This window comes from Bradyrhizobium sp. USDA 4510, assembly GCF_054059095.1.
The window spans coordinates 6,589,515-6,613,013 of the sequence record NZ_JBSSBT010000001.1 but is presented as its reverse complement, the minus strand read 5'-3'; the positions used below and the strand labels follow the sequence as shown (position 1 = coordinate 6,613,013).

Sequence of the window (23,499 nt, the reverse complement as noted above, 5' to 3'; positions counted from 1 at the left end):
ACAAAAATCTGGCGGCGCATGAGGAAAATGGAGGACGGTTCATGAACAAACTCGCATCATCGACTCTTGCGCTCATACTAATGTTGGGCCTTGGTCCGGCCAAGGCAGGACCTGACGCGATCACCATCGGGGTGCTCAACGATCTTAGCGGGGTCTATGCGGATCTCGGGGGGCAGGGGTCGGTCGCTGCCGCAGAGATCGCGGTCGAGGAGTTCGGCCCGACCGTGATCGGGAAGCCAATCAAGGTCATCTCGGGGGATCATCAGAACAAGGCCGACGTAGGTTCACAACTGGCGCGCCGATGGTTCGATGTCGATCACGTCGACATGGTGATCGATTTCCCGAACTCAGGCGTAGCATTGGCCGTTCAGGAGATCGCAAGAGCCAAGAAGAAAATCGCGATTTACTCAACGGCCGCCACCATGGATCTCACCGGGAAGGCTTGCTCGCCGACCGGATTTCAGTGGACCTATGACAACTACTCGAACGCCGCCGGTGTAGCTTCCGCACTGGTCAAGAAGGGCTTCGACACCTGGTACTTCCTGACGGTCGACTATGCTTTCGGCCTTTCGCTCGAAGCCGAAGCGTCAAAGGCCGTTAAGGCTGCGGGTGGCAAGGTGGTGGGAGCAGCGCGTCATCCACTCAATACGCCGGACTTCTCTTCTTTCCTGCTGCAGGCTCAAGCCTCGAAAGCGAAGGTCATCGCTTTGGCGAATGCCGGCGGCGACACCGTCAACGCCGTCAAGCAAGCGAACGAATTTCAGATCGTGCAAGGTGGCCAGCGAGTCGTTACGCCGGTCACGTTCATCACTGACGTGCACAGTCTCGGTCTCCAGGTTGCTCAGGGTCTCACGTTCGTGACGGGCTACTACTCGGACTTGAATGAGCAAACACGAGCATTCGCTGAGAAGTTCTACAAGAAGCGCAAAGCAATGCCCACAATGGCCCAGGCTGGCGTCTATTCCGGCGTGCTTCACTATCTCAAGGCAGTGAAGGAAGCCGGCACTGACGACGGCATTGGGGTGGCCGAGAAGATGCGAGCGCTGCCTGTTCGGGATGCCTTCACGCAGACCGGCTCGGTGCGTCCAGATGGGCGGATGATCCACGACATGTATCTCGTCGAGGTGAAGAAGCCGTCGGAGTCGAAGGCGCCGTGGGACTACTACAAAGTTCTCGCGACAATCCCCGCGGCTGAAGCCTTTAAGCCCCTCGCTGAAAGCGATTGTCCCTTGGTGAAATAACGCCCCTAAGGCAGCACGAGTTGTTGCCTTCCAGGTCGTGACCTCCGTCGCGACGCGGGAGCGGAAGCTCGAGATCCGGAAGGAATAAGGCCATGCCAAAGAGAATCCGTAAAATCGCTCTCGAAGAGCATTTCATGGCGCCAGGCTTCGAGGACTACTCGAAAGTCTTCACCAAGCATATGGACCCGTCGGCGCAAGCCAATCTCTCGTCTCAACTCAAGGATTTTGACGAGTTGCGATTGGGGGAGATGGATCGCGCGGGGATCGACCGGGTTGTTCTGTCGCAGACCGGCCCGAGCATACAAGTCGAGAAAGACGAAAATCTCGCTATCAGGCGGGCAGCTGAGAATAACGACTATCTGGCGCAACAAATCCAACGGCATCCGACGCGGTATTCCGGATTCGCGTCGTTGTCGATGCACTCTCCAGCGGCGGCCGCTAATGAACTGACGCGTGCGGTCGAATCGCTCGGCTTCAAGGGGGCATTGGTAAACGGTCACACCAACGGAGTGTACTACGACCAGCCCGCCTACGACACGTTCTGGGAGCGGATGCAGCATCTCGATGTCCCGCTGTACCTGCATCCGACGGACCCGAGCCCAATTCCGAAGGCCTATGACGGTCATCCTGAGCTGAATGGCGCCGTTTGGGGGTGGGGTGTCGAGACCGCCACCCATGCGCTCAGACTGTTGTTCGGCGGCGTCTTCGACCGGTTCCCGCGTCTGAAGATCATACTTGGCCATATGGGCGAAGGACTGCCGATGTTGCTGTGGAGGTTCGACAGTCGATTCGCCGTTTACTCGCATGGCGTTCGGTTGGCGCGTAGGCCTTCCGAGTATTTCGGCCGTAACATCTTCATCACGACGTCGGGCGTCTGCTCGCCGGCGGCACTCTCATGCGCGCTTGCCGAAATGGGCAACGACGCCGTGATGTTTTCGGTCGACTACCCCTACGAGTCGACTGCGATTGCTGCGGAATTTATCGAGAATGCACCGATGCCGGACGAAGTGCGCACGCAAGTCTGTTCACGCAACGCCGAGCGCATCTTGAAATTGGCATGATCGATAGGGAGGCAGAGAATGCAAAAAGTGTATCGCATCGGTCAAATCGTTCCGAGCTCAAACACGACCATGGAGACTGAGATCCCAGCGATGCTAAGCGCGCATGCACTCGCGCACGGCACCCGCTTCACTTTCCATTCCAGCCGAATGCGCATGAAGACGGTTAAGAAAGAAGAGCTCGCCGCCATGGACGGTGAGTCCGACCGCTGTGCACTCGAGCTGTCGGACGCGCGCGTCGACGTACTTGGCTACGCCTGTCTGGTGGCAATCATGAGCATGGGAAAATCGTATCATAGAGTATCGCAGGAGCGGCTCCATGGTCGCACAGTGGAGAATGGCGCTCCAGCGCCGGTCGTCACCAGTGCCGGGGCCCTGGTCGACGCGCTGCACGTCATCGGCGCTAACCGGATTGCCGTCGTCGCGCCATATATGAAGCCACTAACCCAGCTCGTCATCGACTATATCGAGCACGAAGGCGTCAAGGTGATCGATTCCCGAGCGCTTGAGATTCCCGACAACATCATGGTCGGGCGGCATGACCCGGCAAACCTGCCGAAGATTGTGGCTGGCATGGATCTAAAGGATGCCGACGCGATCGTGTTGTCGGCATGCGTGCAAATGCCGTCCTTGCCCTCGATCGCCGAGGTTGAGGCAAGAACCGGCAAGCCTGTCATTACTGCCGCCGTCGCGACGACATACGCGATGCTGACGGCCCTTGGGTTGGACACGCGGGTCCCCGGTGCCGGCGCACTTCTTTCGGGCGCTTTTGGCAAGAAGGCATCGTCCGCTAACGCCGCAAAGCTGCAGGTCGCCGAATGAGCACATTCCGGCGGGGCGCCAACGTCCAGGCAAACGGGATCAGGCACCACTACCTGCTGTTCGGACATGCCCGAACGGGGCGCGATCCTATAATCATTTTGCCCGGAATCACCAGCCCAGCTGTTACTTGGGGCTTTGTGGGTGAGCGATTTGGCCGCGAGTTCGAGACTTACATTCTCGATATTCGGGGCAGGGGGCTGTCGGAGTGCGGGTCCTCACTCGACTACAGCCTGGATGCGCAGGCCGCCGATCTGGTCGGACTGGCAGAGGCCTTGAAGCTGGTACGGTATTCGGTGGTCGGTCACTCGATGGGGGCCCGGATCGCCATTCGTGCTGCACGAGCAGGATTGCCTGGACTGGCCAGACTTGTCCTTGTGGATCCGCCTGTCTCAGGGCCCGGCCGACGCGGCTACCCGGCGAAGCTGGATTGGTATGTCGACTCCATCCGCCTGGCACAACAGGGATGCGACGCAGAGGCGATGCGAGCCTTCTGTCCGACCTGGACGGATGATCAGCTGCAGCTGCGTGCCGAGTGGTTGCACTCCTGCGACGAGCGCGCCGTTAGGGAGAGCTTTGATAGCTTTCACAAGGACGACATTCATGCAGACCTCGAACGAACGACTGTTCCGGTCTTACTGATCGCTGCAGGACGCGGCGACGTCATTCGCGACGAAGACATCTCCGAAATTCGTCGGCTCGTACCGGATGCCTCGGTGACGCGTGTGCGCGATGCCGGGCACATGATCCCTTGGGACAATGAAGAGGGATTCTACGCTGCTTTCGAGAATTTCCTTGGCGCCCGCCTCGACGCCGCAACCAGCAAGGAGAATGAAGATGTCGGTCAGTGATCATGATATGATACAGGCCTGGAAGCAGGTCCTCACACTTTCCAAGCTGCAGCCGCGTCAGCTCGTCACGGTCCTCACCAGCTCTTCGACGCACCCACAGACCTTGTCGACAGCGATTTTGGCTGCGGCATCGATGGGTGCCATTGTCAATCGGCTGGATTTGCTTCCAGTCAACGGCGAGAAGGCTCTGAGTCGCGATTCGCTGGCCTACCTCGGGACGACGCCGCTCACGGGAAACGGGGCGGCCATCGCGGCGCTGAAGGCGAGCGACCTTGTGCTTGATCTCATGACCCTCCTGTTCTCCCCGGAGCAGCACGAGATCCTAAAGTCGGGCACGAAGATCCTTCTTGCCGTCGAGCCTCCCGAAGTCTTGGTTCGAATGGTGCCCACGCTGGCCGAGCGCGCGCGCGTCATGGCCGCGAGTGCCAAACTAAGCAAAGCGAAAGAGATGCACGTCACGTCACCCGCAGGGACCGACGTGCGCTTTAAGCTCGGCCAGTTTCCGGCAATCAGTGAGTACGGCTTCGTCGACGAGCCCGGTCGATGGGATCATTGGCCGAGCGGCTTTGCTCTGACGTGGGCGAATGAAGGCGAGGCTGATGGAACGATCGTCATGGAGCGAGGCGACATCCTTCTTCCGATGAAGTCGTACGTTCAAGATCGCATTCACTTCAAGATCGAGAAGGGGTTCGTCACCTCGATCGATGGCGGCGTCGATGCCGAGATCCTGAGCGAGTATATGGCGTCGTACGAGGATCGGGACGCGTATGCAATGTCACATATTGGTTGGGGCCTACAGCCCAGAGCGAAGTGGTCGACCCTGGGTCTCTATGATCGGGAGGCCACGATCGGTATGGACGCACGTGCTTTCGAAGGCAACTTCCTGTTCTCGTTCGGACCCAACAACGAGGCAGGTGGCAGCCGGACTACCGCCTGCCACATCGACATTCCCATGCGCAATTGCACGATTGCGCTGGACGGGGAGGAAGTTGTCCGCGGAGGGAAGGTTCTTGACGGAGGTCCCGTCCGTGAGGCCGCCGAATGACCGACGAAGCACTTACGTATCGTCGGCAGGGATTCGGTAAAAGTCTCGATCTAGGCGCTCCGTTTGGATTGCTGATCGTCGACTTCGTCAACGGATTTCTCGATCCTGGCGAGTTTGGTGGCGGCAACATTGCGGCCGCCATGGAGAAGACGATCGGCTTGTTGAGCGAAGCGCGCCGGCGTCGCTGGCCAATCGCTCATTCCAGAATTGTGTTCGCCAACGATGACGGCGACCGCAACGTCTTCGCAATGAAAGTGCCGGGGCTGCTCGCCTTGAAGGAGAACGCGCCCAGCAGTGCGATCGTGCCGCAGCTGGCTCCGCAGCCAGGTGAGTTGGTGGTCCGCAAGACCGTGCCATCTGCATTCTTCGCAACTGGCCTGGCGCCTTGGCTGACACAGCGTGCTGTTCGCACGCTGGTCGTCGCTGGTTGTGTCACCAGCGGCTGCGTTCGGGCAAGTGTCGTCGATGCTATGTCGCTGGGCTTTCTTCCACTCGTTGTTCGAGACTGTGTCGGTGACCGCGCAATCGGGCCACACGACGCAAACTTGTTCGACATGGCGGAGAAGTACGCAGCCGTTTTGGATCTGCCTGAGACCTTGTCGTTGGTCGATGCCAAGAAACCTGGAAGTCTAGGATTCAAGCTGTGATCGGTGAGTTGAGAAAGGGTTGACGACCGTAAGACGGCATTCCGACCTTGTTGCTGCTTTAACAAATAGAGGTGAGGGGACAGATGACGGAAATGCTTCAGGGTATGAGCACCACTCGCTCGAGTTCTGTGATGACGGCTGAGGAGAAGAAGGTCGTACTGGCATCGTCGTTCGGGGCGCTTCTGGAATGGTACGACTTCTATATTTACGCTGCGCTCGCAGTTCAGCTCAGTCATCTATTCTTTCCTAAGGGCAACGACACAGCTGCATTCCTCGCGAGCCTTGCCACATTCGGCGCTGGTTTTCTCATTCGTCCGGTAGGCGCTCTGCTTTTCGGCCGTCTCGGCGACATGGTCGGACGCAAGAAAACGTTTCTCGTAACCATCCTCCTGATGGGCATCGCCACTGTGGGGGTGGGGTTGCTTCCGACTTATGATCAGATCGGAATTGCAGCGACCTACGGCCTCGTAGCCTGTCGTCTGCTTCAAGGACTCGCACTTGGCGGTGAGGTCGGTGGCGCTGTGACGTATGTTGCAGAACATTCCCCTACACATCGGCGTGGCGCGTACACTAGTTCGCTTCAGACGACCGCCACGTTGGGGCTCCTAAGCTCCATCATTATGGTATTCGGATTGAAGCTGATGCTCTCCGATACGCAGTTTCGTGACTGGGGCTGGCGTATGCCTTTCCTACTCTCGTTCTTGCTGCTGGTGGTGTCCGTCTATTTCCGGGCCAAACTGCACGAGTCGCCCACATTCCTGAAAATGAAAGTTGCTGGAGCGACTTCCAAGGCGCCGGTGCTAGAGAGTTTCACGCGCGCGGCGAATCTCAAGTACGTCGTCTTGCTCTTTATTGTCGCCGCTGGCCTCGGCGCGATCTTCGGTACCGGACATTTCTATTCGATGTTCTTTCTCAACAAGACGCTGAAAGTGCCGATGGAGCAGGTGCAACTGCTAATGGGACCTGCCTTGGTGATCGTCACGCCGCTGTACATCTTCTTCGGTTGGCTGTCGGATCGCATCGGACGCAAACCCATCATGGCGCTCGCATGCTTGCTTGCAGCTCTAACCACCCAGCCTATCTTCAAGGGCCTGACGCACTATGCCAATCCAGCCCTGGAACGCTTCCTCGCGGATGCGGATATCGTGGTCACCGCCCGTGAATGCAATTTTCGTTTGTTCGCGGAAGCCACCACCGAATGCGACAAAGTGACGGGATTCTTGACGGACCTCGGCGTTCAATACCGATCCATGGAGGCGGAGCCGGGCGCAGAGACGACGATCCGCATCGGGGATCGCGTCGTGGTGGGTTACAATCCCGATGCGCTTAAGCAGGCGTTGGTCTCTGCTGGATGGCCGTCATCCGCGGATCTTTCAACCATGAATCGACCAGCAGTATTTGCGCTGCTATTCGTGCTCGTGCTCTATCTGGCGATGGTGTACGGCCCAATGGCCGCCTTCATGGTCGAACTGTTCCCAGCGCGCATCAGATATACGTCGCTCTCGTTTCCCTTTCATGTGGGCGCCGGCTGGGTGGGAGGCATGCTATCGTTCGTCGTCTCAGCGATGAATGTGTACTCGGGAAATCTATACTTCGGTCTCTGGTACCCGGTGGTCGTGTCCGGTTTCGCGTTTATTGTCGCAGTATGCTTCGTACCCGAGACGCGAGGGCGATCCCTCGACTGATGTCACGAGTTGGCGGAGGAGCGTATTCCAACGTGTGTCGACGGTCGATGCGGGAGGGGTTCCGCCTTGGCACCGATTCCGTCAGATAGCTGGGCGTCAATTGAATAGGGGACGCGGTTCGTATGGTCGATCACTTGCTTCTCACGGGTCTTATTAGCAGCGCGAATAACGACGTGCATTGTCGGCGCCGAGCGACCTAGTTTGTGCCGACTGTGTCGCGGCTCCGCATATTGCCCCCTTTCGGCTTCCAAACATTGACCCCGGCTCACTGCTCCAATTCGAAATGGATCCAGGCACTTACTGCATATCAGGCGGAGTCAATGTTGGGCGCCGGTCGGGGTCAAAAGCCGCGCCGATCCACACGAGGCGCTTCGAGGTGCCGATGCCGGATCCGATTCCTTGAGACCGGTGCCGAGCAAGACCCGATCGATCCAAAGAAAAACATATTTGAGGAAACACCCATGACGATGTCCATCGCGGTAGACAAGGCGCCCGCCGAGCGCGCCAACATCAGACGCGCCGTGACTGCAGCGACCATCGGCACGATTATCGAGTGGTTCGACTATGCGCTTTACGGCGCCGCGTCGGGCTTGTTCATCAACAAACTGTTCTTCCCGCAGTTCTCCGCCTCGGCGGGAGCGCTGGCGGCGTTTGCGACGTTCGCCGCCGGCTTCTTCAGCCGGCCGCTCGGCGGCATCCTGATTTCGCATTTCGGCGATCGCTCCGGGCGTAAGCCCGCGCTCATCTTCACGGTCTCGCTGATGGGCCTGTCCACCGTCGCGATGGGTATCTTGCCAACCTATGCGCAGATTGGGGTGTTAGCTCCCATCTTCTTGGTCATTTGTCGCCTGCTGCAGGGTTTCGGCGCTGGTGCGGAATATGCGGGAGCCGTGACGCTCGTCTCCGAATACGTCCCCGCTCATCGCAAGGCGTATTTCACTGCCTATCTGTCGTCGGCGACTGTCGTCGGCATCATGTTTGCGACGCTGCTCTTCCTTCTCGTTGCCTATCTGCCTGAAGAAACCCTGTTCGGCTGGGCGTGGCGCGTGCCGTTCCTCGTCTCGGCACTCCTCATTGGCGTCGCGCTCTACATTCGCCAGAACCTCGACGAGACGCCTGAATATGTCGAGGCGATGGAGCGTGCCGCCGCCCACCGCCGCGAAGCGCGGGTGCCAGTCGGCGAACTTATCCGCAATAGCCCGCGAGAGGTCGTGTGCGGCTTCCTTTCGATCACTGGGCACAACGCGAACGCGTATATCCTCAGCGCGTTCAGCCTGAGCTACATGACCAACACGCTGGGCATGGCCCGGACGGACGCGCTGACGGCTGTTATCATCGCGACGCTGACCGGCATCGTGCTGACGCCGCCTGTTGGTGCGCTCGCCGACCGCGTCGGCCATGCGCGAGTCTATCTCTTCGGCGGCGTTTTCACAACGTTGTACGCGTTCCCAATGTTCGCGATACTCGGCACGAAGAATGTGGTGCTGGCGACGCTGGCTCTGAGCATCGGCTTCGGCATCGGCTATAGCGGGCTTGCCAGCGCGCAGGGCGCGTTCCTCGCCAACCTGTTCCCGACCCGCTACCGTTTCTCTGGCATCGCGCCGGCGCGTGAACTGAATGCTCTCCTGATCGCCGGTCCGACACCGTTCGTGGCATCGGCGCTCGTGGCCGCCGGCATGGCAAGCCGACGTGGGTCGTTGCCTATCTGATGGCTTGCTGCGCGATCACCGTCGTTTCGGTTATCGCCATTCGGTCGCGGTCCTACGAGCGAGGCAGCGACTGACGCGGGTGCAAGGGTCATGCAGATCCACGATCGAAAGGGAGGGTCGATTGAGGCTTGTTCCTAATGACGGGGGTGGCGCGCGAACGCCAAGCCTGAACAGAGCGACTCGCGGCTCCTGCTGCTTTCCAGCGCCGACAATGTGCTGGTCGCACGCGGCAAGGTCGCTGCAGGGGAGACCATAGTTGTCGATGGCGTGGCGGTAACGCTCGCGATCACGATCTCGCTTGGCCACAAGATCGCCCGCTGCGGCATCGGGCTAGACGAAAGGATCGTCAAATACGGTGTGCCGATCGGTTCGGCGACGGCGCACATTGCGCGCGGCGAACATGTTCACGTCCACAACGTGCGAGGATTTGCAGGCCAGCCCGCATGATAAACAACCGGCGTGTCGCGCAGGCGATCATGGATCTTCGCGACGACCTCGATCCGCGCCAGCGCGGACGTAATCGCCGCCTGCACGTCGGCATTAGGGTCCGACCGCGCCTGCAAACGGAGGATCGACATGATGGTCGCGAGGTCGTTCCTGGTCCGGTGAGCCAACTCCATCATGAGAACGTCCGCGTAGGCCTTCGCCTCCGAGTGCTTCTGGAGCGCTGCGCGCAAGGCTTCCGTTACCCCTGCAAGACATAGCCCGCTCGCCAGGAAGATGAGGAGCGGCAGGATCGCGGCGCTCGGCGGCGGAGGGATAAAATATCGCGCCGCCAGCGCCGCGCTCGCGCCGGTGGCCAGAAAGCCTGAACCGCGATCGAAGATGACAGAGGCCAGGAAAATGGCCGGGATGAACAGCACCAGCGGATAGGGTCTCAACTGATCGTCCAGCAGGAGCTTGGCGACAAATGCCAGCCCGACGAGCCCGAGGCTCAAAAGGTACCGCGCCCACAGGGGATATCTGGGCGTGACGGACATGAAGCGAAGCAGGAGCCGGTCCATTGAAAGCAACGAACCGGCTTGTCGGCCCGTTCCTGTCGCTTGCTTCAAGCGCTTCGGCCGGCGCGTGGACTGTTGAGCCTAGACCAAAGTCTGGACGCTGTTTGCCGCAGGGCCTGCTGAGGAACGATTCAACAAAGCTTGAGTTCGTCCCAAAAGAACCGACCAAAAAATCCAAGAGGGTAAAATCCAAGAGGGTAAAGCCATGACGCGATCAGTGGAGGAGCTGAGGCGGCAGTCCGAGCGCAGCCGTGCCGAACTCGCGGTGACGGTCGATAGGTTGAGGGAGCGGATATCGGATACCGCTGACGACCTCCGCCACAAGGTCTCGCCGCAACACATCAGATCGGAAGTCTCCGATTACATCAGCAACAAGACCCAGAGTTGGGTCGAGGCGCTGAAGCAACAAGCGATGGATAATCCGATGCAGGCGGTCGCTGCGGGGACTGCGGTCGCAATCCCGCTTCTGCGCCTGGCGCGCGGTTTTCCAGTGCCCCTTCTGATGATCGGGGCTGGCCTTGCCCTGACCTCGAAGACGGTGCGCGACCGGGCCACGGAAGCGGCTGCACCGGTGATGGAGAAGGCGGGAGAGATGCTGGATCAGGCCGCCGACCGGGCCGACGCGCTGAGCAGCGACGTGAGAAACCGGCTGACTTCGGCTCAAAACCAGGCCGGCGATATGGCTGGCGATGCGCAAGATGCCGCCGCCGCCCTGGCCGACGACCTTGGCAGGCGAGCGGCGCAGGCCGCCGGCACCGTCGGCGATACGCTCAAGAGCGGCATGGATGCCGTGAAGGACAGAGCGGGCGCGGCCAAGAACGCGGCGGCCACGGTGCCTGCGAAGGCCCGTCAGGTCATTGGCGACAATGCCGCCTTGATCGGCGGTCTTGGGATCGCGATCGGCGCCATCCTTGCCGCGGCTCTTCCCGAAACCAGCGCCGAAGCCAAGGCGGTGGGCCCGGCGAGCAACAGCGTGAAACGAGCGGCGGGCGAGGCTGCACAATCCGGTTTCGAGGCGGCCAAGGACGCGACGATGTCAGCGGCCGACGCGGCGGCGCGAAGCGTCGGCGAGGCCGATCTCGGGGGGCATGCCGGCCGGATGACGGAAAACGTGGCCGACAGGCTCAAAGAGGCTGCCGACGACGTCGTCAGGGCGGCCTTCAGTCCTTCCCCAAACCCGAACACCTGAAAGAACGATCATGAGCGATGTGGACCTGAGTAAAGAGACGAATTCCACGCAGAACCGGAATACCGACCCCTCGCAGACCCTCAAGGAGCAGATGGCCGATGCCGGCGCCGAGGTGAAGCAGCGCGCCGGCGATGCCGTCCGAGCGTCGACCGATGTCGCCAACGACAAGTTCAAGGAGGCGGCTGATGCCGCCAAAGACGTGGCTTCCGGAACGGTGGACCAGATCGAGGGCCAGGCGCGCGACAAGCAGCGGTCGGGCGCGAACTTCATGGCACGCCTTGCCGGTAACATTCGCGAAGCGGCGCGCGCCTTCGAGAGCGATGCGCCGTTCGCCGCCCGTGGCATGACTTTCGCCGCCGAATATGTCGATGACGCGGCCGATAAAATCCGTGACGGAAGCTTCCGCGACCTCGTCGACGGCGCCACCGATTTTGCGAAGCGGCAGCCGGCCGCGTTTCTGGGGATCTCGGTCCTTGCCGGTTTCGCGGCAGTCCGTTTCCTGAGGGCGTCGGGCGGGCGGTCTTCATCCTCGAAACGGCGCGAACAATCGTCATCCTCGCAGCAAAGCAACGTGTCATGAGCATCCAGAACGATATCAAAACGAGTCAGAACGATCTTCGAACCATCTCGACATTGCTCGGCGATGCGCTGTCGCAGTTCGCCAAGCTGTTCCAGAACGAGGTGGATCTCGCCAAGGCCGAATTCGGCGAAAAAGTTCAGAAGGTCGGCGGCGCGCTGGTCTTCATCGTTGGCGGCGCCGTCCTTGTGATCCCAGCCCTGGTGATGGCGCTGTTCGCCTTATCGGCGGCAATGATTGGGGCAGGGTGGTCACAGCCGCTCTCCTATTTGACGTCGGCGATCATGGCCGTGATGATCGCGGCCGTACTGTTCGCGATCGGCATCAACCGGCTAGATGCCCGCAACCTGGTGCCACGGGAGACCATTCGGCAACTCGATAAGGACAAGGACACCGTGAAGGGGATGGTGAGATGAGCAGCACGCAGGCGGGCTTTTTCGACAGTCTGGTGACCGCGGTGCGGGAAAATCCCCTCGCCGCAGCACTTATCGGAGGCGGTGCGTTCTGGCTGTTGGCTGGCGACGAGAAGCTGAAGAGCGCGGCGCGATCGGCGACCGCGGCGGCTTCGCCGATCGTCGATCTCGGCGTGCGCAATGTTCGCGCGGCCGCCTCCGAGCTCCAACGGACCGCCGCGCCACCGACCGCGCCTGAAACGGATCACGACGACGCTACGGGCTTCGGTGAAACCGTACGCGAGGCCAGTAGCGCGGCTTCAGACGCCATGTCGGGAGCGGCCGACGAGATCAAGGGCCGGTTCGACGAAGGTATCGCCTATGCGCGCGAGAACCTCGGCATGCCTGGAAAAGAAGCTCTCACGAAAGCGCAATCATCGTTGGCCGACGTGCTTGACCGGCAACCGCTCGTCCTTGGCGCCGTGGGCTTGGCAATCGGTGCGGCCATCGCGGGTGCGTTCCGGACTTTCGATCTCGAGAACGAATGGGTGGGCGAGCTCAGCGACGATATCAAGGCTGATTTGAACACGCGCGCCGACGCGGTATCGCAAAGCCTACGCGAAGCCTCCGATACGTTGAAGGCCGAGCTCGGCGACGTCGGCACAGAGGCCGTCGATCGGCTGAAGCAGGCTGGCATCGATGCTGCTGATGCTGCACGGGAAAAGGTGAAGTCGCCATAAAGGAGGCGGTTCCAAGCCTCATAAGCTGCGGATTCGCCTAGGACGATGGCCTCACCGTCAATCACGAACTGCTTCTGGCGGTTCTTCAGCGCGGCCTTCACAATCCAAGGGAAGCGCTTCGTCCAGTCATGGCCGCCCTTCGTGATCAGCCGGACGCGGTCTCCGTCGCGCTCGACGCGCAGGCCGTAGCCATCGTACTTGATCTCGTGGAACCACTCCGGGCCGGCCGGAACCAACTTTCCAACGGTCGGCAGGTAGAACTCGAATTTAGGCATGACCGGCACATGGGTATGTGTTGCCGGTTTTGCGAATCCGCAGCAGAGGCCCCGATGTGGCGCTTCTCCGGGGCCTCGGGTTCTCGGCCTGGAGAGGACCGAGGAGTTAATTCAAACTCCCATCGACGACGGCGTCAAGTCTCGGGAAAAAGCGGAAATTGTCTCGCCGGGATTCACATGGTTTATTTTCGGACCGGAGCGTCGTTTGGGATGATCCGAGCAACAGGGCAGCTAATTTTCATTTCGTATTTTTTCAGCCCTAGAACGACGACCGTTGCTTCCTGGCGAGCGGCTCGGCGATCCAGCTTGGCCCCAGCATGATCCGGATGCTGGGGTCTCTTTTATGAGTAGGAACGAAGCGCAAGCATTGGCATTGGTCGCCCTGTTCAGTGCCGCACCGCTACAGGCACCGAGACGCCCAGCTACACACTGGCCCCAGCTTCACCGCTGGGCCCTTCCTTATTACGCCGTCCAGACAGGACACTTGCTGGGGCCGTTTTCTGTTAGAGGCCGCCAATTGGGGCAGCCTACACAGGCCTAATTTTCGTTTTCAGCTTACGATCGATCAGCATCTCGGCCCGGCGCTTTGCTAGTTCTGCCAATCGTGTGCGCACGGTATGGCGGGTCGTTTCTCCGCCGATCTCAATGATGATCTCGAACTGATCATCATATAGGCGTTTTACCTCGAACGTGACGCCCCTGTGGGTGAAGGTGCTTGGCATACGCAGGGGATAGCAAATCGATGTGCGGTCCTTGCACCGGGATGCTACGGGAAATTGTCCCACTGTAGGAATGGAGCCATGCAAGGCCGCTTGCGGAGGTGGCCTTAATCTCCCGCGTCGCTGGTTAGCGGACTTCCTAGGTCGAGGCCTTCATGGTCCGCTCAACCTCATCAGCTAGAGCGGTTTCCAGTTGAGGTGAATCGGAACAGTCAAAGGGGATTCCCACGGGCACGCAAATCAGATTCGGTGTTGCCCGCGACAACATGCGGGGCATGCGATGGCGAAGGGATACTCCAAGGACCTCAGGGTGCGTGCGGTTGAGCTTGTTGAGTCCGGCGAAAGCGCACGTGAGGCTGCGCGCATTCTCAATCTCGGCGCTTCGACTACGATCCGATGGATGGATCGTTGGAGGAAGACCGGAAACGTTGAGGCCAAGCCCGGCACCGGGCACAGCCGCTCGCCGTTGGAGCAGCACAAGCAGTGGCTGATCGAGCTGATCGCCGCGGAGCCGGACCTGACGCTCGAGGAGATCCGCGCGCGTCTGCGCTCTCAGAGAAAGCAAAAGGCCGGCATCGGTTCGATCTGGCGTTTCTTCGACCGTCACAGCATCACCTTCAAAAAAAACACTGCACGCCGCCGAGCAGGATCGACCTGACGTCGCTGCCGAGCGTGCCGCGCTGAAAGCCGAGCAGCCCAAGCTGCGTGCACCGCGCCTCATCTTTATCGACGAGACTGCGGTCACGACGAAGATGGTCCGGCACTATGGGCGCTCTCCTCGCGGTGAGCGCCTCGTCTCTGGCGTGCCCCATGGTCACTGGAAGACGCTGACGCTTGTCGCCGCGCTGCGCATCGATGGCCTCACGGCGCCCTATGTCATCGACGGTGCAATGGATGGGCCCTCGTTCCTGGCTTATGTCGAGCAAGTCCTGGCGCCGACCTTGCGCAAGGGCGACATCGTCTTCATGGACAACTTGCGCACTCACAAGATCGCCGGTGTCCGCGAGGCGATCGAGGCTGTCGGCGCCCGCGTGCGTTATCTGCCGGCCTACTCGCCCGACCTCAATCCAATCGAACAGGCCTTCTCCCGGTTGAAAGCTGCGCTGCGCAAAGGCGCCACCCGCACGGTCCAAGCCCTGCTCAAACTCATCGGCAAACTCGTCAAGTCGTTTGCGCCGCAGATGTGTGCCAACTACTTTAGGCATGCTGGATACACCAGATGATCCACATCATGTGGAAAATGCTCTAGCTCCCGGTGGTGGGCCGCCAGCTTGGCAAACAGTTCTTTCTGTCGGATTGGTCGCCAGCTTGCTGATCAGCTCGCACTCCTCCGCTTCGACGCGAAGCTTCTGTAAGTGCGCCTGCATGTCCTTCATTTTGGGCTCCCGTGCCGAGATGTTATCACGGTTCCTGCCGACAGAATCTTGGAGAAAGTGGCAATTGCATAAGGGCGTGCTAACGTTGGTTCGTCGGGTCCGCACCCGACCATCCCGCTGGCCTCAGCGCCGGCCTTAAGGCCCCCAAAGGTGCTGGGGCCTTTTCTATGGCTGCTAGGAACGAACGTAGCCGAAGCTTGTTCGTCTGTCATCCGAATGCAGCTCTCACCATCCCGCCGACCAAACCGCATTCGGACAGTGTGCGTGGAAAGCCGATGGCCCCAGCGTGCTCCCAAGCGCTGGGGCCGTCTCTTTACTTCAGGACACCCAATGCCGGCGCACTTCTCCGGGCTCCATGTTGAGCGCTAGGACGTATTCTGCGGCGAGCTGTCGCTGATGAGGCTAACAACCCATCCTTCCGGGATGATTAGGAACAGGCAAGCGCGAGGGCGGTTATCGGCAGGTCCGCATGCTTTCCCCCGAGGCATCGGACACCATGGAGCCACGAACCCCAGCGACGCGACCGCTGGGGTTTCTCTGACCCCGGTCACGCGAACAGGTCTTGCCGGCCTGCGGCGTACTCCACGTCAGCCCAATACTCAGCCGGCGTCGCCTTGTCCTGTTAGATCATAGAAGGCATCTGGATCTAGGGGTGCAGAAGAGAAAGCAGGCGCTGGCGAAGCCTCTCGCGATCAAGCTGTACTTCGCGCATTACCGCAAGCTCGGCTTCAATCTTGCTCGTGTCCTCATTCAGCCGCCTACATTCGATGAGCTGCGCTTCTTTCTCCGCCAGCCGCCTTTCTCCTTCGACTGTCGCGAATTCAATCTGCCTTAACTCGTCAATGATCGGCTCTTTGTACATCTCGTTGCGATGGCTGAACCGTGCGTCATGCTCGTTTGTCTTGCAATCTCCAAACGGCTCAACAACGCTTCAAGTTCCTAATGAGCCTAGCGATAGCGGGAACGACCGCAAGCGCTGCACCTGATGTGCGCCGAGTTTTCAGGCGAGTCCCAATCCAGGCAGATCGGCGAGCTTCAGCCGGCCGTTGTGCTGGCACCCGACGCAGAACATGAGCACCGTCTTCCGCCGTTGCGATCGACGGGGCCGGACAGTAGCGGAGATGACGAGCGGGCTTGCGGCGCTAGGGCATGCGCCAATGATCGCGAATATCTCGCGCCGAGTGAAGCCGCTAGAGTTCGCGACCGCGATGCGCAGTTATCGCTAGCGATTGGTCAAGTGGCGGCGTCCTTTTCAGTCGAGGGGCCGCCTAGCTTTTTCATGATCCATTCCATGGCTGGATTAGGATAGCGAGAGTCCGTCGAATTGACATCCATTCGAGTGGCTGGGTTGAACGTCAGTTCATAGAACGCCGTTGCCGCTATCCCTTGCTCTAGCTCTGGTGCCTGCTTCTTGAAGCCATCGACCGATGAGGCCACGGAGAATTTGTAAGCGTAATGCTGACGCAGTCTAAACAAGCGTTCATGACGGGCGCCGGCAAAACGAACTAACCAATGCCAAGAACCCCAGCCCAAGCGCTCCGCGGGCATATCGAAAATGGTCGCGTCGGGCTAAGCGGCTGGCGGATGATCTCGAGCTTACACCCAAGCTTGAGCACTATGAGATGGCTCAAAAGTGCTATCGAGATGCGCAGCATGGCATCGGTTTAGTGCGGGCCAGAGATCTCTCCGAACTTGCTGTAAAATCGATGGCCTCCATGGCTTTTGAGGGGGCGGCCTTGGGCGACGCCAAGGCGCAGTATCGCCTGCGCGACGAGAAGCAGATCGTCGCATGGTCCGTCGCGTTCGATCTCATATTGCTTGCTGGTAACCCGGTTGCCGCCTCAGCGTCGAATCGAGGAGGGCGATCACCGCAGGGCACTGATCCGGCTTTGGAGGCCATCGCAAAACACCAGCAGGCGGACGCGGACCACAATGCAGCCATCACGGCGACCGACGCCACCGAATATCGCTCTGAGGCCTATTGGCAGGCCGACGACCATCAAGGAGCATGCTGCCATGCGGAGGCCGATGCAGGTTGGGATCTGGCCTGGACAATTCCGACGACATTGGGCGGCGTTGCTGCGGTTCTCGAGTACGTGAAGCAGTACGAAGACAAGGGCGAGGAATGGCCCGACAGTGACTGCATCGGTCGGGAGGGCTGGCATTATCAGCTACGGCAGATGATGGCCGCTGCAGCCGTCAACTTAGCCTAGCGTGAAGGCGAGGCGCCCGCCGGTTCACGCCGGCGGGTTTTCCCCTGGCTCAATTTCCATCGTTTCCGGTGTTCGACGGTGGCGCGCGCTATGTTCGGCCATGGCTTTCACCGCCTCATCTTCGTCGGCGCAAAAAGCGATGCTTCGCCGATCGGCAAACACGAGCCACTGACGAAGGCCAACTTCCCTGATGACGTACTCGGTCATTTTCGAGCGTCCCGCAGCGAGTGGGCTGCATCTTATGCAAACGACGTTGCTGTTCCATTAATCAGAAGCCGGCCCAGACGGTGAGCGCGGGCGGCGGCCTGGATCTGATCAAAAAGTACGCCGCCGGGCTTGAATGCAGCATCCCGGCGGCGGTCTTCCAGCTGGCCCTGCGATCCCAGCAACACTGCGGTAGCAGGGCGGTCACACACGCGAGTGATGCAGATCAATCTGCCCGCCGGATGATCCTACCGACGGGCTTTTGCGCGAAATCACCAGCGGCGATAACCGCCGTGATCGCCGTAACCCCTATGATAACCGTAGCCCCTGTGCACGTATCCGTAGCGACGGACGCCGTAGCCACGATAGCCGTAACCGTAGCCGTACGGCCTGTAGACGGGCGCCGTGCGGACACAGCCGTTCGGGCCGCAGACTACGGCGACGTTCTCGATGTTTGAAGCGGGAGAAAGTGTCGCGAGCGGCATCGCTGACGCGCTTCCTGCCGCAGCAAGGCTGCCGAGCGCAGCAAGTCCAACAAGTGCAAATTTAAGCTTCATGGTTTCCTCTCGTGGAATCTAAGGCACCCCACACTGTAGGAAGTTGAACATGAATGCTGGATGAGCAGGCCAGCCGTTTTTGCGTGATGAAAATGCGGCATGCTTGTGCTCTGCGCGGGGGTGTCCCCAAGCGGTCCCCTAGGAGTATCCGGAACGATGAGGGCGCCAAGGTCAGACTAGCTAAATGCGACAACGAGCAGGCCCGAGCACAACAGCACAAGGCAGGTCGCGATTAGCGCGAGGAACCCATCGGACACGAAGTCATGATTACGCATGACACACCTCCCTGTCGCGGAAGGAAGCTGGTCCGAATTTATTAAAGATTTCGGAATCGAGTTTTTGAAGGGCGGGCAACTACGGTCTTTGCTGCCCAACTTCACGAAAGCCGTGTGGATCATCGAAATAGTCCCAAGAAAAGACGCCGCCGGTCTCAAAAATACACACCCGGCGGCGTTTCCTTCCTGAACCGGGGGCCCTGAAATCCCCAGCGCAGAGTCAACCGCAGAACCTGTGGCCTCGGTGATCGGCCGAAGGGCACTTCTTGTTACGCACTGTGATGTTGCGAGAGGAGCAGGAACAAGTGGCAATGTCGGGAATCTTACACAGGCTCCCGCGATAGGTTGCCCCCGACCGGGAGTTTAAACGGCCTTGGCGTTCCCCGCGCCAGGGCCGCTATCGTTGTTGTGCGGCATCGCCATCCTCAGGAACAAGTGGTCGGGCCAATGAGTCCCTTCATTGCTCCCGGAGGCAGGTGGCGCGCTCGACCGGGAGTCTGGAATGGCGGCCTCGGCGCGCCGCGTCGGGGCCGTTCGTGTTTGTGGGCTGGACTGTGGGCTAATTTCGGTAGCTTAGATTAATTGTATTGTTTTCAACAGCTTAGGTGTGTATTGATCGGCTGATGCCGCAGCGGCGCCGACTACCGCAACAACTGTTTCCTTGGCCAGTCCAGATGCCGAGCTGATCGACCTGGGGAGCCGGTTCGTCGAAATATCGCGGCTTCGGGATGCCGCGAACGATGAAACGGGCCGCCTGGTTGAGATCGCCCGCTGGTCATACCCGCCCGGGACCTATCGGGACGCGTGTCTGCGCGGCGAGGAGGCGCGCAGCGCGTACAATGCAGCTATAGCCGACGCTAACGAGCAGTCGGGCTTAGCAGCGGCGCAAGAGGCGTTTGATGGCGCCATGGATCAGTTGCGCGCGCACTACGCCCGCATGATCGCAATGCGCCCGACGACGATCGACCATCGCTTCGGCGGTATTCCATTTCGAGTGGGATAGGGTCGAATACGCCGAGGGGGCCATCGAAGACGCAGCGCTCGCCGTGCTGGTCGCCGGCCTACTCGATAAGTCACTTCCGGATCATCTGCCAGTGTCGAGGCGGAAGAGTGCGAACTAATCAGCAAGCTCGCGACCAACGCGGCAAAGAAGGCGCTGTTCGCCAAACTGGCAGCGCATCACCGAGCACTCGCTGACGAAGTCGCGCGCGCAATGATTCCTGCGAGAGGACGCGCAGCGCACCGCCTTGCGAGGCGGCAATCCCCACAGGGCGAAAGCCTACTCTCGGGCCGCCGACAGCCTGGCGGCTCTTGCCGTCCCGCTGGACGTGCTCATCGCCGAGGATCGTCTTACGGAGATCCCGGGCGTCGGCAATGCGATCGCCGACATCATCACCAAGCTTCAGAAGACGGGCAGTCATCCCAGCCTCGAAAAGCTGCGGAAGGAGATCCCCACCTTCGCTTTCGCAGAGCTTAAGACGATGCCCGATGCGATCCGGCAAGGTCGGCAGGTGATGCCGCCGCAGAAGGCTTCGACCGCGCTGGTCTCGGCGGCGGCAGAACCGACGCCGGAAATGCAAACTGTCTTCATGCTGCGCTCTGCGTGGTTTCGTGACGAGCATGGGCAACGGAAGTTCGCGGGCCAATACGAAGATGCGACCATGCCGATCGCAGCGGCACTCCGTGCCCTGGACCAATGCATCGCGGTCGACGTGACCGATCCGCGCCGCGCACAGCTCTGTGGCGTGCGCGGCGGGGACTTCAATCCGCAGGCGGCTGATGTGATCGATCTCGACACCATCGAGGAGCCGATGAGCGCGACGCCCGTCGAGCTCGATCGGGTGCTGCGCGATGCCGTCTTCACCGTGATCGACCGCAGCGCAGATGCGCGCACGATCCAGATTGAGGTGCCGCGCCTGTGACCGCGAAAACCGCACCTCCCGGCTGGGCCATCGCATCGAAACGAGTATCGACGGCTACATCGCAGCGCGGGGAGACCGCATCCCGGTCGCCGTGGCGAAGATGATCGCCCGCGCTACGCGGCAGCCGGGGCACGGCGCCGTCGCAGCTAGGGGAATCCGATTCCCTCAACGTGTCGCAGGTCTGAAGCCGGGCGACCAGGATGCGGCGCGGCATACGGCTACAATAAACGTGGTCCGGATCGTGCCGACGGCTCGGGAGATCGCCCAGGCCGGGACCGTTGCGGATTGGCCGGCATTGTTCGGGCATCAACAGCGCGACGGCGCGACAAAGCGGGTTGAGGAGCGCCGATGATCACCTTGCCGATTACACGAAGCCGATCCGGATTCAGCTGAAGTCTGAGGCCAGCCGTTGCTAGGCTGCAGCGCTCGGTGCCCGCCGCGGTCGAGAGCGCTCTCTGGATGCCTGATGGAGGCATAGCGACGACTGCCAAGGCGGTTCAATGCGACCTGGTCCTCCATGCAAGGGGGATGGTTCGTGGTTGGGTCTGAAACGGCCACAGCAGCGGTCGAACTGGCCTTGGTGCGCATTCGCTCGTTGGCAGCCATGGCATGGCACGACCAGCTAAAACGGCAACACCGGGAATAGGAACAATCCCTTAACCGGTCGGTTGATCGTCTGTTCAGTGCCGACCGTCATCGGCGTTGAACAAGGGATGACGTAGAAAACTTGGTCTCGGCACTTAACCGTCTCGTGCTGAGGCCTTCCTTTGCGCGAAGCGATGCGATTTGAGAGAAAGCTGTATGACGCCTAATGAACGCCGTGACATGCCATGGATTATTGGGGCTGCTGCTTTGGCTTTTGTCTTGTCGATCGTTGCCGGCGGCATGACGTACTTCCGGTAGCGGCCGGTCGGTTAGCCCGGGCGAGTATCGGGACCATTCACGAGTTGGCTCTCTAGCTCGGAAGCGCGACTTTCCAAGTCATTCATCTCGAGCCGGATTTTGAGAGCTAAATCCGTGTCCTTGCTTTGCTTAGCCAGGGCGAGATCCGTCTCTAACTCGCTCAGGTCCATCAAAATCTTCCCCAATTCCACGCTCGTCGCATAGGTCGGATCATCTTCAAGGTGGCTGTATCGGCTCCCGACCGCTGTACGAGATCGAGCCTCCTCATCGCGTTCGCGGTCGCCGATTGCGGAGAGAGCGCTTTGCGGGCTAGCGTTCTCGTGACGTTCATCGGCGATATGTTGTCCTTGGCTATCGCGCTCACGCCGGGTTTTCCTCGCCAGCAGGTAAACGACCATCACAGTGGCTAGGCCGATAACGATCGCAATGGCTGGACCGATGACGCTCATTTGTTACACCCTTATCCTTCTCCACAGGTCCAGACCACGAACTGACTTTCGACGCAGCCGATATTTGCTCGCAAATCAGCTTGAGTGAATAGATGCGCCCGCGGCACAGCCGCGGAGGGTTTACCGCGCGTTTTCAAATGAGCACGCCAGAAGACGTTCCAAAGAAGAGAGAAACAGATGGCGCACGGGATCAAAATCGGCTGCCGCAAGAAAGGCACGCCGAACAAGTTTTCAGGGCAGCTGAGCGCTGACCGAACCGGCGCGGTATCGCCAGGCGCGACCGTCCCGCCGGCCCGCACCACGCCAAGCACCCCGGATTTGAACGGAGGGTCAGTTTCCGCCGACGAGAGCATGTGCCGCTTAAGGCCGGCTCGGAAGCGGTCCATGAGGACGCACGGCGTCTGGAGGCCAGTCAGCTCTATGATCGCCGTGGGTCCGAGCTTGATGAGGGACCCGAGCGGCATTCGCTCAAGGTCCAGGCCGGCAATATGTTCTCGGCGAGATCGCCCGCGCCGACGTCGAAGCCAGCTTCGAGAAGGGATGCGAAGATTTCGGATTGGATCAGATGGACCTGTCGGAGATTGGGTAGGCGGGGCTGGCGGCGGGAGAGATAGCGGTGCCGGACGAACGCCGGCGTGGGCGTCGCCTTCGACGCCGTGACCTTCCACCAGGACTATGCAGTCCTGCGTCGGTTTGCTGAAGTGGTGCCCGCGGTCAGCCGCGACCGCCACCACCGTTCCTTCGAGCGAGTGGTCTTGTGCCAATGGCATTAGGCGACGCGGAAGAGCGAGCGCCGCCTCTGGCCGAGGTAGCGCGTGATCTCGGGAAGCGTCATCGCGTTCAGGACCCTGTCCGGCGGCACACCGCCTTTGCGCGCCATCTCTACACCCCAATGCATGTGATTGAGTTCAGGCGCCGAGTGCGCGTCCGGATTGATGCTCATCATGCAGCCGAACTCGAGCGCCGCCTCATGCCAACGCCAGTCTAGGTCAAGCCGCCATGGGTGGGCGTTGGTCTCGACGGCCACGTCATGCTTCACACATGCCTGCAACACTTTCTCAACGTCGATTTCGTAGCCTGGCCGCCGCTGGATTTGCCGTCCGGTCATGTGGCCGATGATAGTGGTTTGAGGATGCGAGATGGCCCGGAGCATGCGCTGCGTCTGGGCCTTGTCGGTTCAATTTGAACCGGCCGCGAATGCTCGCGACCACGAAGTCGAATCGCTCCAGCACGTCGTCGGCATTGTCGAGCGACCCGTCGGCAAGAATGTCGGACTCGATTCCTTTGAGGATCCGGAAATCCTTGCCGAATCGCTTGTTCAGCCGGTCGGCTTCCCTGTGCTGCTGCGCGATCTCCTCGACAGAAAGACCGCCAGCATAGTGGCCGCACGTGGAATTGAGCATCAGCCGAACGCCAGCTCAGGCGGACGGCGTCCATCACCGAGGTCGGACAATTCCTGCGGCCTTCCGTCATGGAACCTGAAAAGATGGCTAGGGAAGGGCCGTGATGCGGTTCTTTGTTCCGCATTGTGTTGACGTTCTGAACGAAATTTTGTGCCCCCACCGTACCCGCTCGAAAGGGAACTCACCGCTGGGACCCTGCGTTGGCCAAGTGTACTTCTACAGCCGCCGGGGGCCGTCAAGAAAGTCGAG

Annotated in this window: 23 protein-coding genes and 3 pseudogenes; 18 read left to right on the top strand and 8 right to left on the bottom strand. The window is 60.3% G+C overall.

Annotated elements, in window-relative coordinates; translation table 11 throughout:
* The first annotated feature begins 41 nt into the window (after window positions 1-41).
* The 9 genes from ACVMDN_RS30810 to ACVMDN_RS30770 all read left to right on the top strand — a co-directional run bounded on the left by ACVMDN_RS30810 (window position 42) and on the right by ACVMDN_RS30770 (window position 9,502).
* Window positions 42-1,241, top strand: a complete 1,200-nt coding sequence (locus ACVMDN_RS30810) for an ABC transporter substrate-binding protein (protein WP_456834767.1) — start codon at window positions 42-44, stop codon at window positions 1,239-1,241.
* 92 nt (window positions 1,242-1,333) lie between these two features.
* Window positions 1,334-2,302: an amidohydrolase family protein gene (locus ACVMDN_RS30805; RefSeq protein WP_456834768.1), complete on the top strand. Its 969-nt coding sequence runs from the start codon at window positions 1,334-1,336 to the stop codon at window positions 2,300-2,302.
* 18 nt (window positions 2,303-2,320) lie between these two features.
* Window positions 2,321-3,121 carry a maleate cis-trans isomerase family protein gene (locus ACVMDN_RS30800; protein ID WP_456834769.1) on the top strand — a complete coding sequence of 267 codons (801 nt, stop codon included), beginning with the start codon at window positions 2,321-2,323 and terminating at the stop codon, window positions 3,119-3,121.
* Complete coding sequence (locus ACVMDN_RS30795; protein ID WP_456834770.1) at window positions 3,118-3,969, top strand: alpha/beta fold hydrolase; 852 nt, start codon at window positions 3,118-3,120, stop codon at window positions 3,967-3,969. Before ACVMDN_RS30800 ends, ACVMDN_RS30795 begins: the two co-directional genes overlap by 4 nt.
* Window positions 3,956-5,014: a 2,5-dihydroxypyridine 5,6-dioxygenase gene (locus tag ACVMDN_RS30790; protein ID WP_456834771.1), complete on the top strand. Its 1,059-nt coding sequence runs from the start codon at window positions 3,956-3,958 to the stop codon at window positions 5,012-5,014. The genes ACVMDN_RS30795 and ACVMDN_RS30790 overlap by 14 nt, the downstream gene beginning before the upstream one ends.
* The gene (locus tag ACVMDN_RS30785; RefSeq protein ID WP_456834772.1) at window positions 5,011-5,661 is read left to right on the top strand and encodes an isochorismatase family protein; all 651 of its coding nucleotides are present in this window, start codon (window positions 5,011-5,013) and stop codon (window positions 5,659-5,661) included. The genes ACVMDN_RS30790 and ACVMDN_RS30785 overlap by 4 nt, the downstream gene beginning before the upstream one ends.
* An 83-nt stretch (window positions 5,662-5,744) precedes the next feature.
* Complete coding sequence (locus ACVMDN_RS30780; RefSeq protein ID WP_456834773.1) at window positions 5,745-7,346, top strand: MFS transporter; 1,602 nt, start codon at window positions 5,745-5,747, stop codon at window positions 7,344-7,346.
* Window positions 7,347-7,807: 461 nt separating this feature from the next.
* Window positions 7,808-9,055, top strand: a complete 1,248-nt coding sequence (locus ACVMDN_RS30775; RefSeq protein WP_456834774.1) for an MFS transporter — start codon at window positions 7,808-7,810, stop codon at window positions 9,053-9,055.
* A 213-nt stretch (window positions 9,056-9,268) separates the two neighbouring features.
* Window positions 9,269-9,502: a UxaA family hydrolase gene (locus ACVMDN_RS30770; RefSeq protein WP_225649235.1), complete on the top strand. Its 234-nt coding sequence runs from the start codon at window positions 9,269-9,271 to the stop codon at window positions 9,500-9,502.
* On the opposite strand, the gene ACVMDN_RS30765 is transcribed toward ACVMDN_RS30770, so the two are convergent.
* Window positions 9,460-10,059, bottom strand: coding sequence for a histidine kinase dimerization/phosphoacceptor domain -containing protein (locus ACVMDN_RS30765; protein WP_253625465.1), 600 nt, complete (start codon window positions 10,057-10,059; stop codon window positions 9,460-9,462). The two genes, ACVMDN_RS30770 and ACVMDN_RS30765, sit on opposite strands and share 43 nt — an antisense overlap.
* 202 nt (window positions 10,060-10,261) lie before the next feature.
* Here ACVMDN_RS30765 and ACVMDN_RS30760 point away from each other — a divergent pair, with 202 nt between their 5' ends.
* From ACVMDN_RS30760 to ACVMDN_RS30745, 4 genes are all read left to right on the top strand, one after another.
* Window positions 10,262-11,245 (top strand): DUF3618 domain-containing protein, encoded by a 984-nt coding sequence (locus ACVMDN_RS30760; protein ID WP_456834775.1) that lies wholly within the window; start codon window positions 10,262-10,264, stop codon window positions 11,243-11,245.
* A 112-nt stretch (window positions 11,246-11,357) separates the two neighbouring features.
* A complete protein-coding gene (locus ACVMDN_RS30755) occupies window positions 11,358-11,825 on the top strand; it encodes a hypothetical protein (RefSeq protein ID WP_233443200.1) in 468 nt (155 codons plus the stop codon).
* A complete protein-coding gene (locus ACVMDN_RS30750; RefSeq protein WP_141340626.1) occupies window positions 11,822-12,238 on the top strand; it encodes a phage holin family protein in 417 nt (138 codons plus the stop codon). The genes ACVMDN_RS30755 and ACVMDN_RS30750 overlap by 4 nt, the downstream gene beginning before the upstream one ends.
* The gene (locus ACVMDN_RS30745) at window positions 12,235-12,954 is read left to right on the top strand and encodes a hypothetical protein (RefSeq protein WP_456834776.1); all 720 of its coding nucleotides are present in this window, start codon (window positions 12,235-12,237) and stop codon (window positions 12,952-12,954) included. Before ACVMDN_RS30750 ends, ACVMDN_RS30745 begins: the two co-directional genes overlap by 4 nt.
* Before the next feature lie 50 nt (window positions 12,955-13,004).
* On the opposite strand, the pseudogene ACVMDN_RS30740 reads toward ACVMDN_RS30745, so the two are convergent.
* Window positions 13,005-13,229 (bottom strand): annotated as a pseudogene (locus ACVMDN_RS30740) (ATP-dependent DNA ligase); the annotation flags it as partial.
* A 999-nt stretch (window positions 13,230-14,228) separates the two neighbouring features.
* On the opposite strand from ACVMDN_RS30740, the gene ACVMDN_RS30735 reads away from it, so the two are divergent.
* A protein-coding gene (locus ACVMDN_RS30735) for an IS630 family transposase (RefSeq protein WP_141343507.1) occupies window positions 14,229-15,171 on the top strand; the annotation gives its coding sequence in 2 pieces (ribosomal slippage) (window positions 14,229-14,567 and window positions 14,569-15,171; 942 coding nt in all).
* A gap of 6 nt (window positions 15,172-15,177) precedes the next feature.
* On the opposite strand, the gene ACVMDN_RS30730 is transcribed toward ACVMDN_RS30735, so the two are convergent.
* On the bottom strand, window positions 15,178-15,324 hold the full coding sequence (locus tag ACVMDN_RS30730; protein WP_456834777.1) for a hypothetical protein: 147 nt from the start codon (window positions 15,322-15,324) through the stop codon (window positions 15,178-15,180).
* A 652-nt stretch (window positions 15,325-15,976) separates the two neighbouring features.
* On the opposite strand from ACVMDN_RS30730, the gene ACVMDN_RS30725 reads away from it, so the two are divergent.
* Entirely contained in the window at window positions 15,977-16,159 is a 183-nt protein-coding gene (locus ACVMDN_RS30725) for a hypothetical protein (protein WP_158074179.1), read from the top strand.
* Window positions 16,160-16,557: 398 nt separating this feature from the next.
* Here ACVMDN_RS30725 and ACVMDN_RS30720 read toward each other — a convergent pair whose 3' ends face one another.
* The gene (locus ACVMDN_RS30720; RefSeq protein ID WP_456834778.1) at window positions 16,558-16,857 is read right to left on the bottom strand and encodes a hypothetical protein; all 300 of its coding nucleotides are present in this window, start codon (window positions 16,855-16,857) and stop codon (window positions 16,558-16,560) included.
* Window positions 16,858-17,060: 203 nt separating this feature from the next.
* Here ACVMDN_RS30720 and ACVMDN_RS30715 point away from each other — a divergent pair, with 203 nt between their 5' ends.
* The gene (locus ACVMDN_RS30715) at window positions 17,061-17,537 is read left to right on the top strand and encodes a hypothetical protein (RefSeq protein ID WP_456834779.1); all 477 of its coding nucleotides are present in this window, start codon (window positions 17,061-17,063) and stop codon (window positions 17,535-17,537) included.
* 24 nt (window positions 17,538-17,561) lie between these two features.
* Here ACVMDN_RS30715 and ACVMDN_RS30710 read toward each other — a convergent pair whose 3' ends face one another.
* Both ACVMDN_RS30710 and ACVMDN_RS30705 read right to left on the bottom strand, forming a co-directional pair.
* A complete protein-coding gene (locus tag ACVMDN_RS30710) occupies window positions 17,562-17,744 on the bottom strand; it encodes a hypothetical protein (RefSeq protein ID WP_076826811.1) in 183 nt (60 codons plus the stop codon).
* A gap of 269 nt (window positions 17,745-18,013) precedes the next feature.
* A complete protein-coding gene (locus tag ACVMDN_RS30705; RefSeq protein WP_456834780.1) occupies window positions 18,014-18,298 on the bottom strand; it encodes a hypothetical protein in 285 nt (94 codons plus the stop codon).
* Window positions 18,299-19,234: 936 nt separating this feature from the next.
* Here ACVMDN_RS30705 and ACVMDN_RS30700 point away from each other — a divergent pair.
* Window positions 19,235-19,576 carry a hypothetical protein gene (locus ACVMDN_RS30700; protein ID WP_456834781.1) on the top strand — a complete coding sequence of 114 codons (342 nt, stop codon included), beginning with the start codon at window positions 19,235-19,237 and terminating at the stop codon, window positions 19,574-19,576.
* 217 nt (window positions 19,577-19,793) lie between these two features.
* Window positions 19,794-20,027, top strand: a pseudogene (locus tag ACVMDN_RS30695) (DNA polymerase/3'-5' exonuclease PolX); the annotation flags it as partial.
* Between the two features lie 1,382 nt (window positions 20,028-21,409).
* On the opposite strand, the gene ACVMDN_RS30690 reads toward ACVMDN_RS30695, so the two are convergent.
* Together ACVMDN_RS30690 and ACVMDN_RS30685 are read right to left on the bottom strand one after the other, a co-directional pair.
* The gene (locus ACVMDN_RS30690; protein ID WP_456834782.1) at window positions 21,410-21,847 is read right to left on the bottom strand and encodes a hypothetical protein; all 438 of its coding nucleotides are present in this window, start codon (window positions 21,845-21,847) and stop codon (window positions 21,410-21,412) included.
* 769 nt (window positions 21,848-22,616) lie between these two features.
* Window positions 22,617-23,244, bottom strand: a pseudogene (locus tag ACVMDN_RS30685) (PHP domain-containing protein); the annotation flags it as partial.
* Window positions 23,245-23,499: the final 255 nt, after the last annotated feature.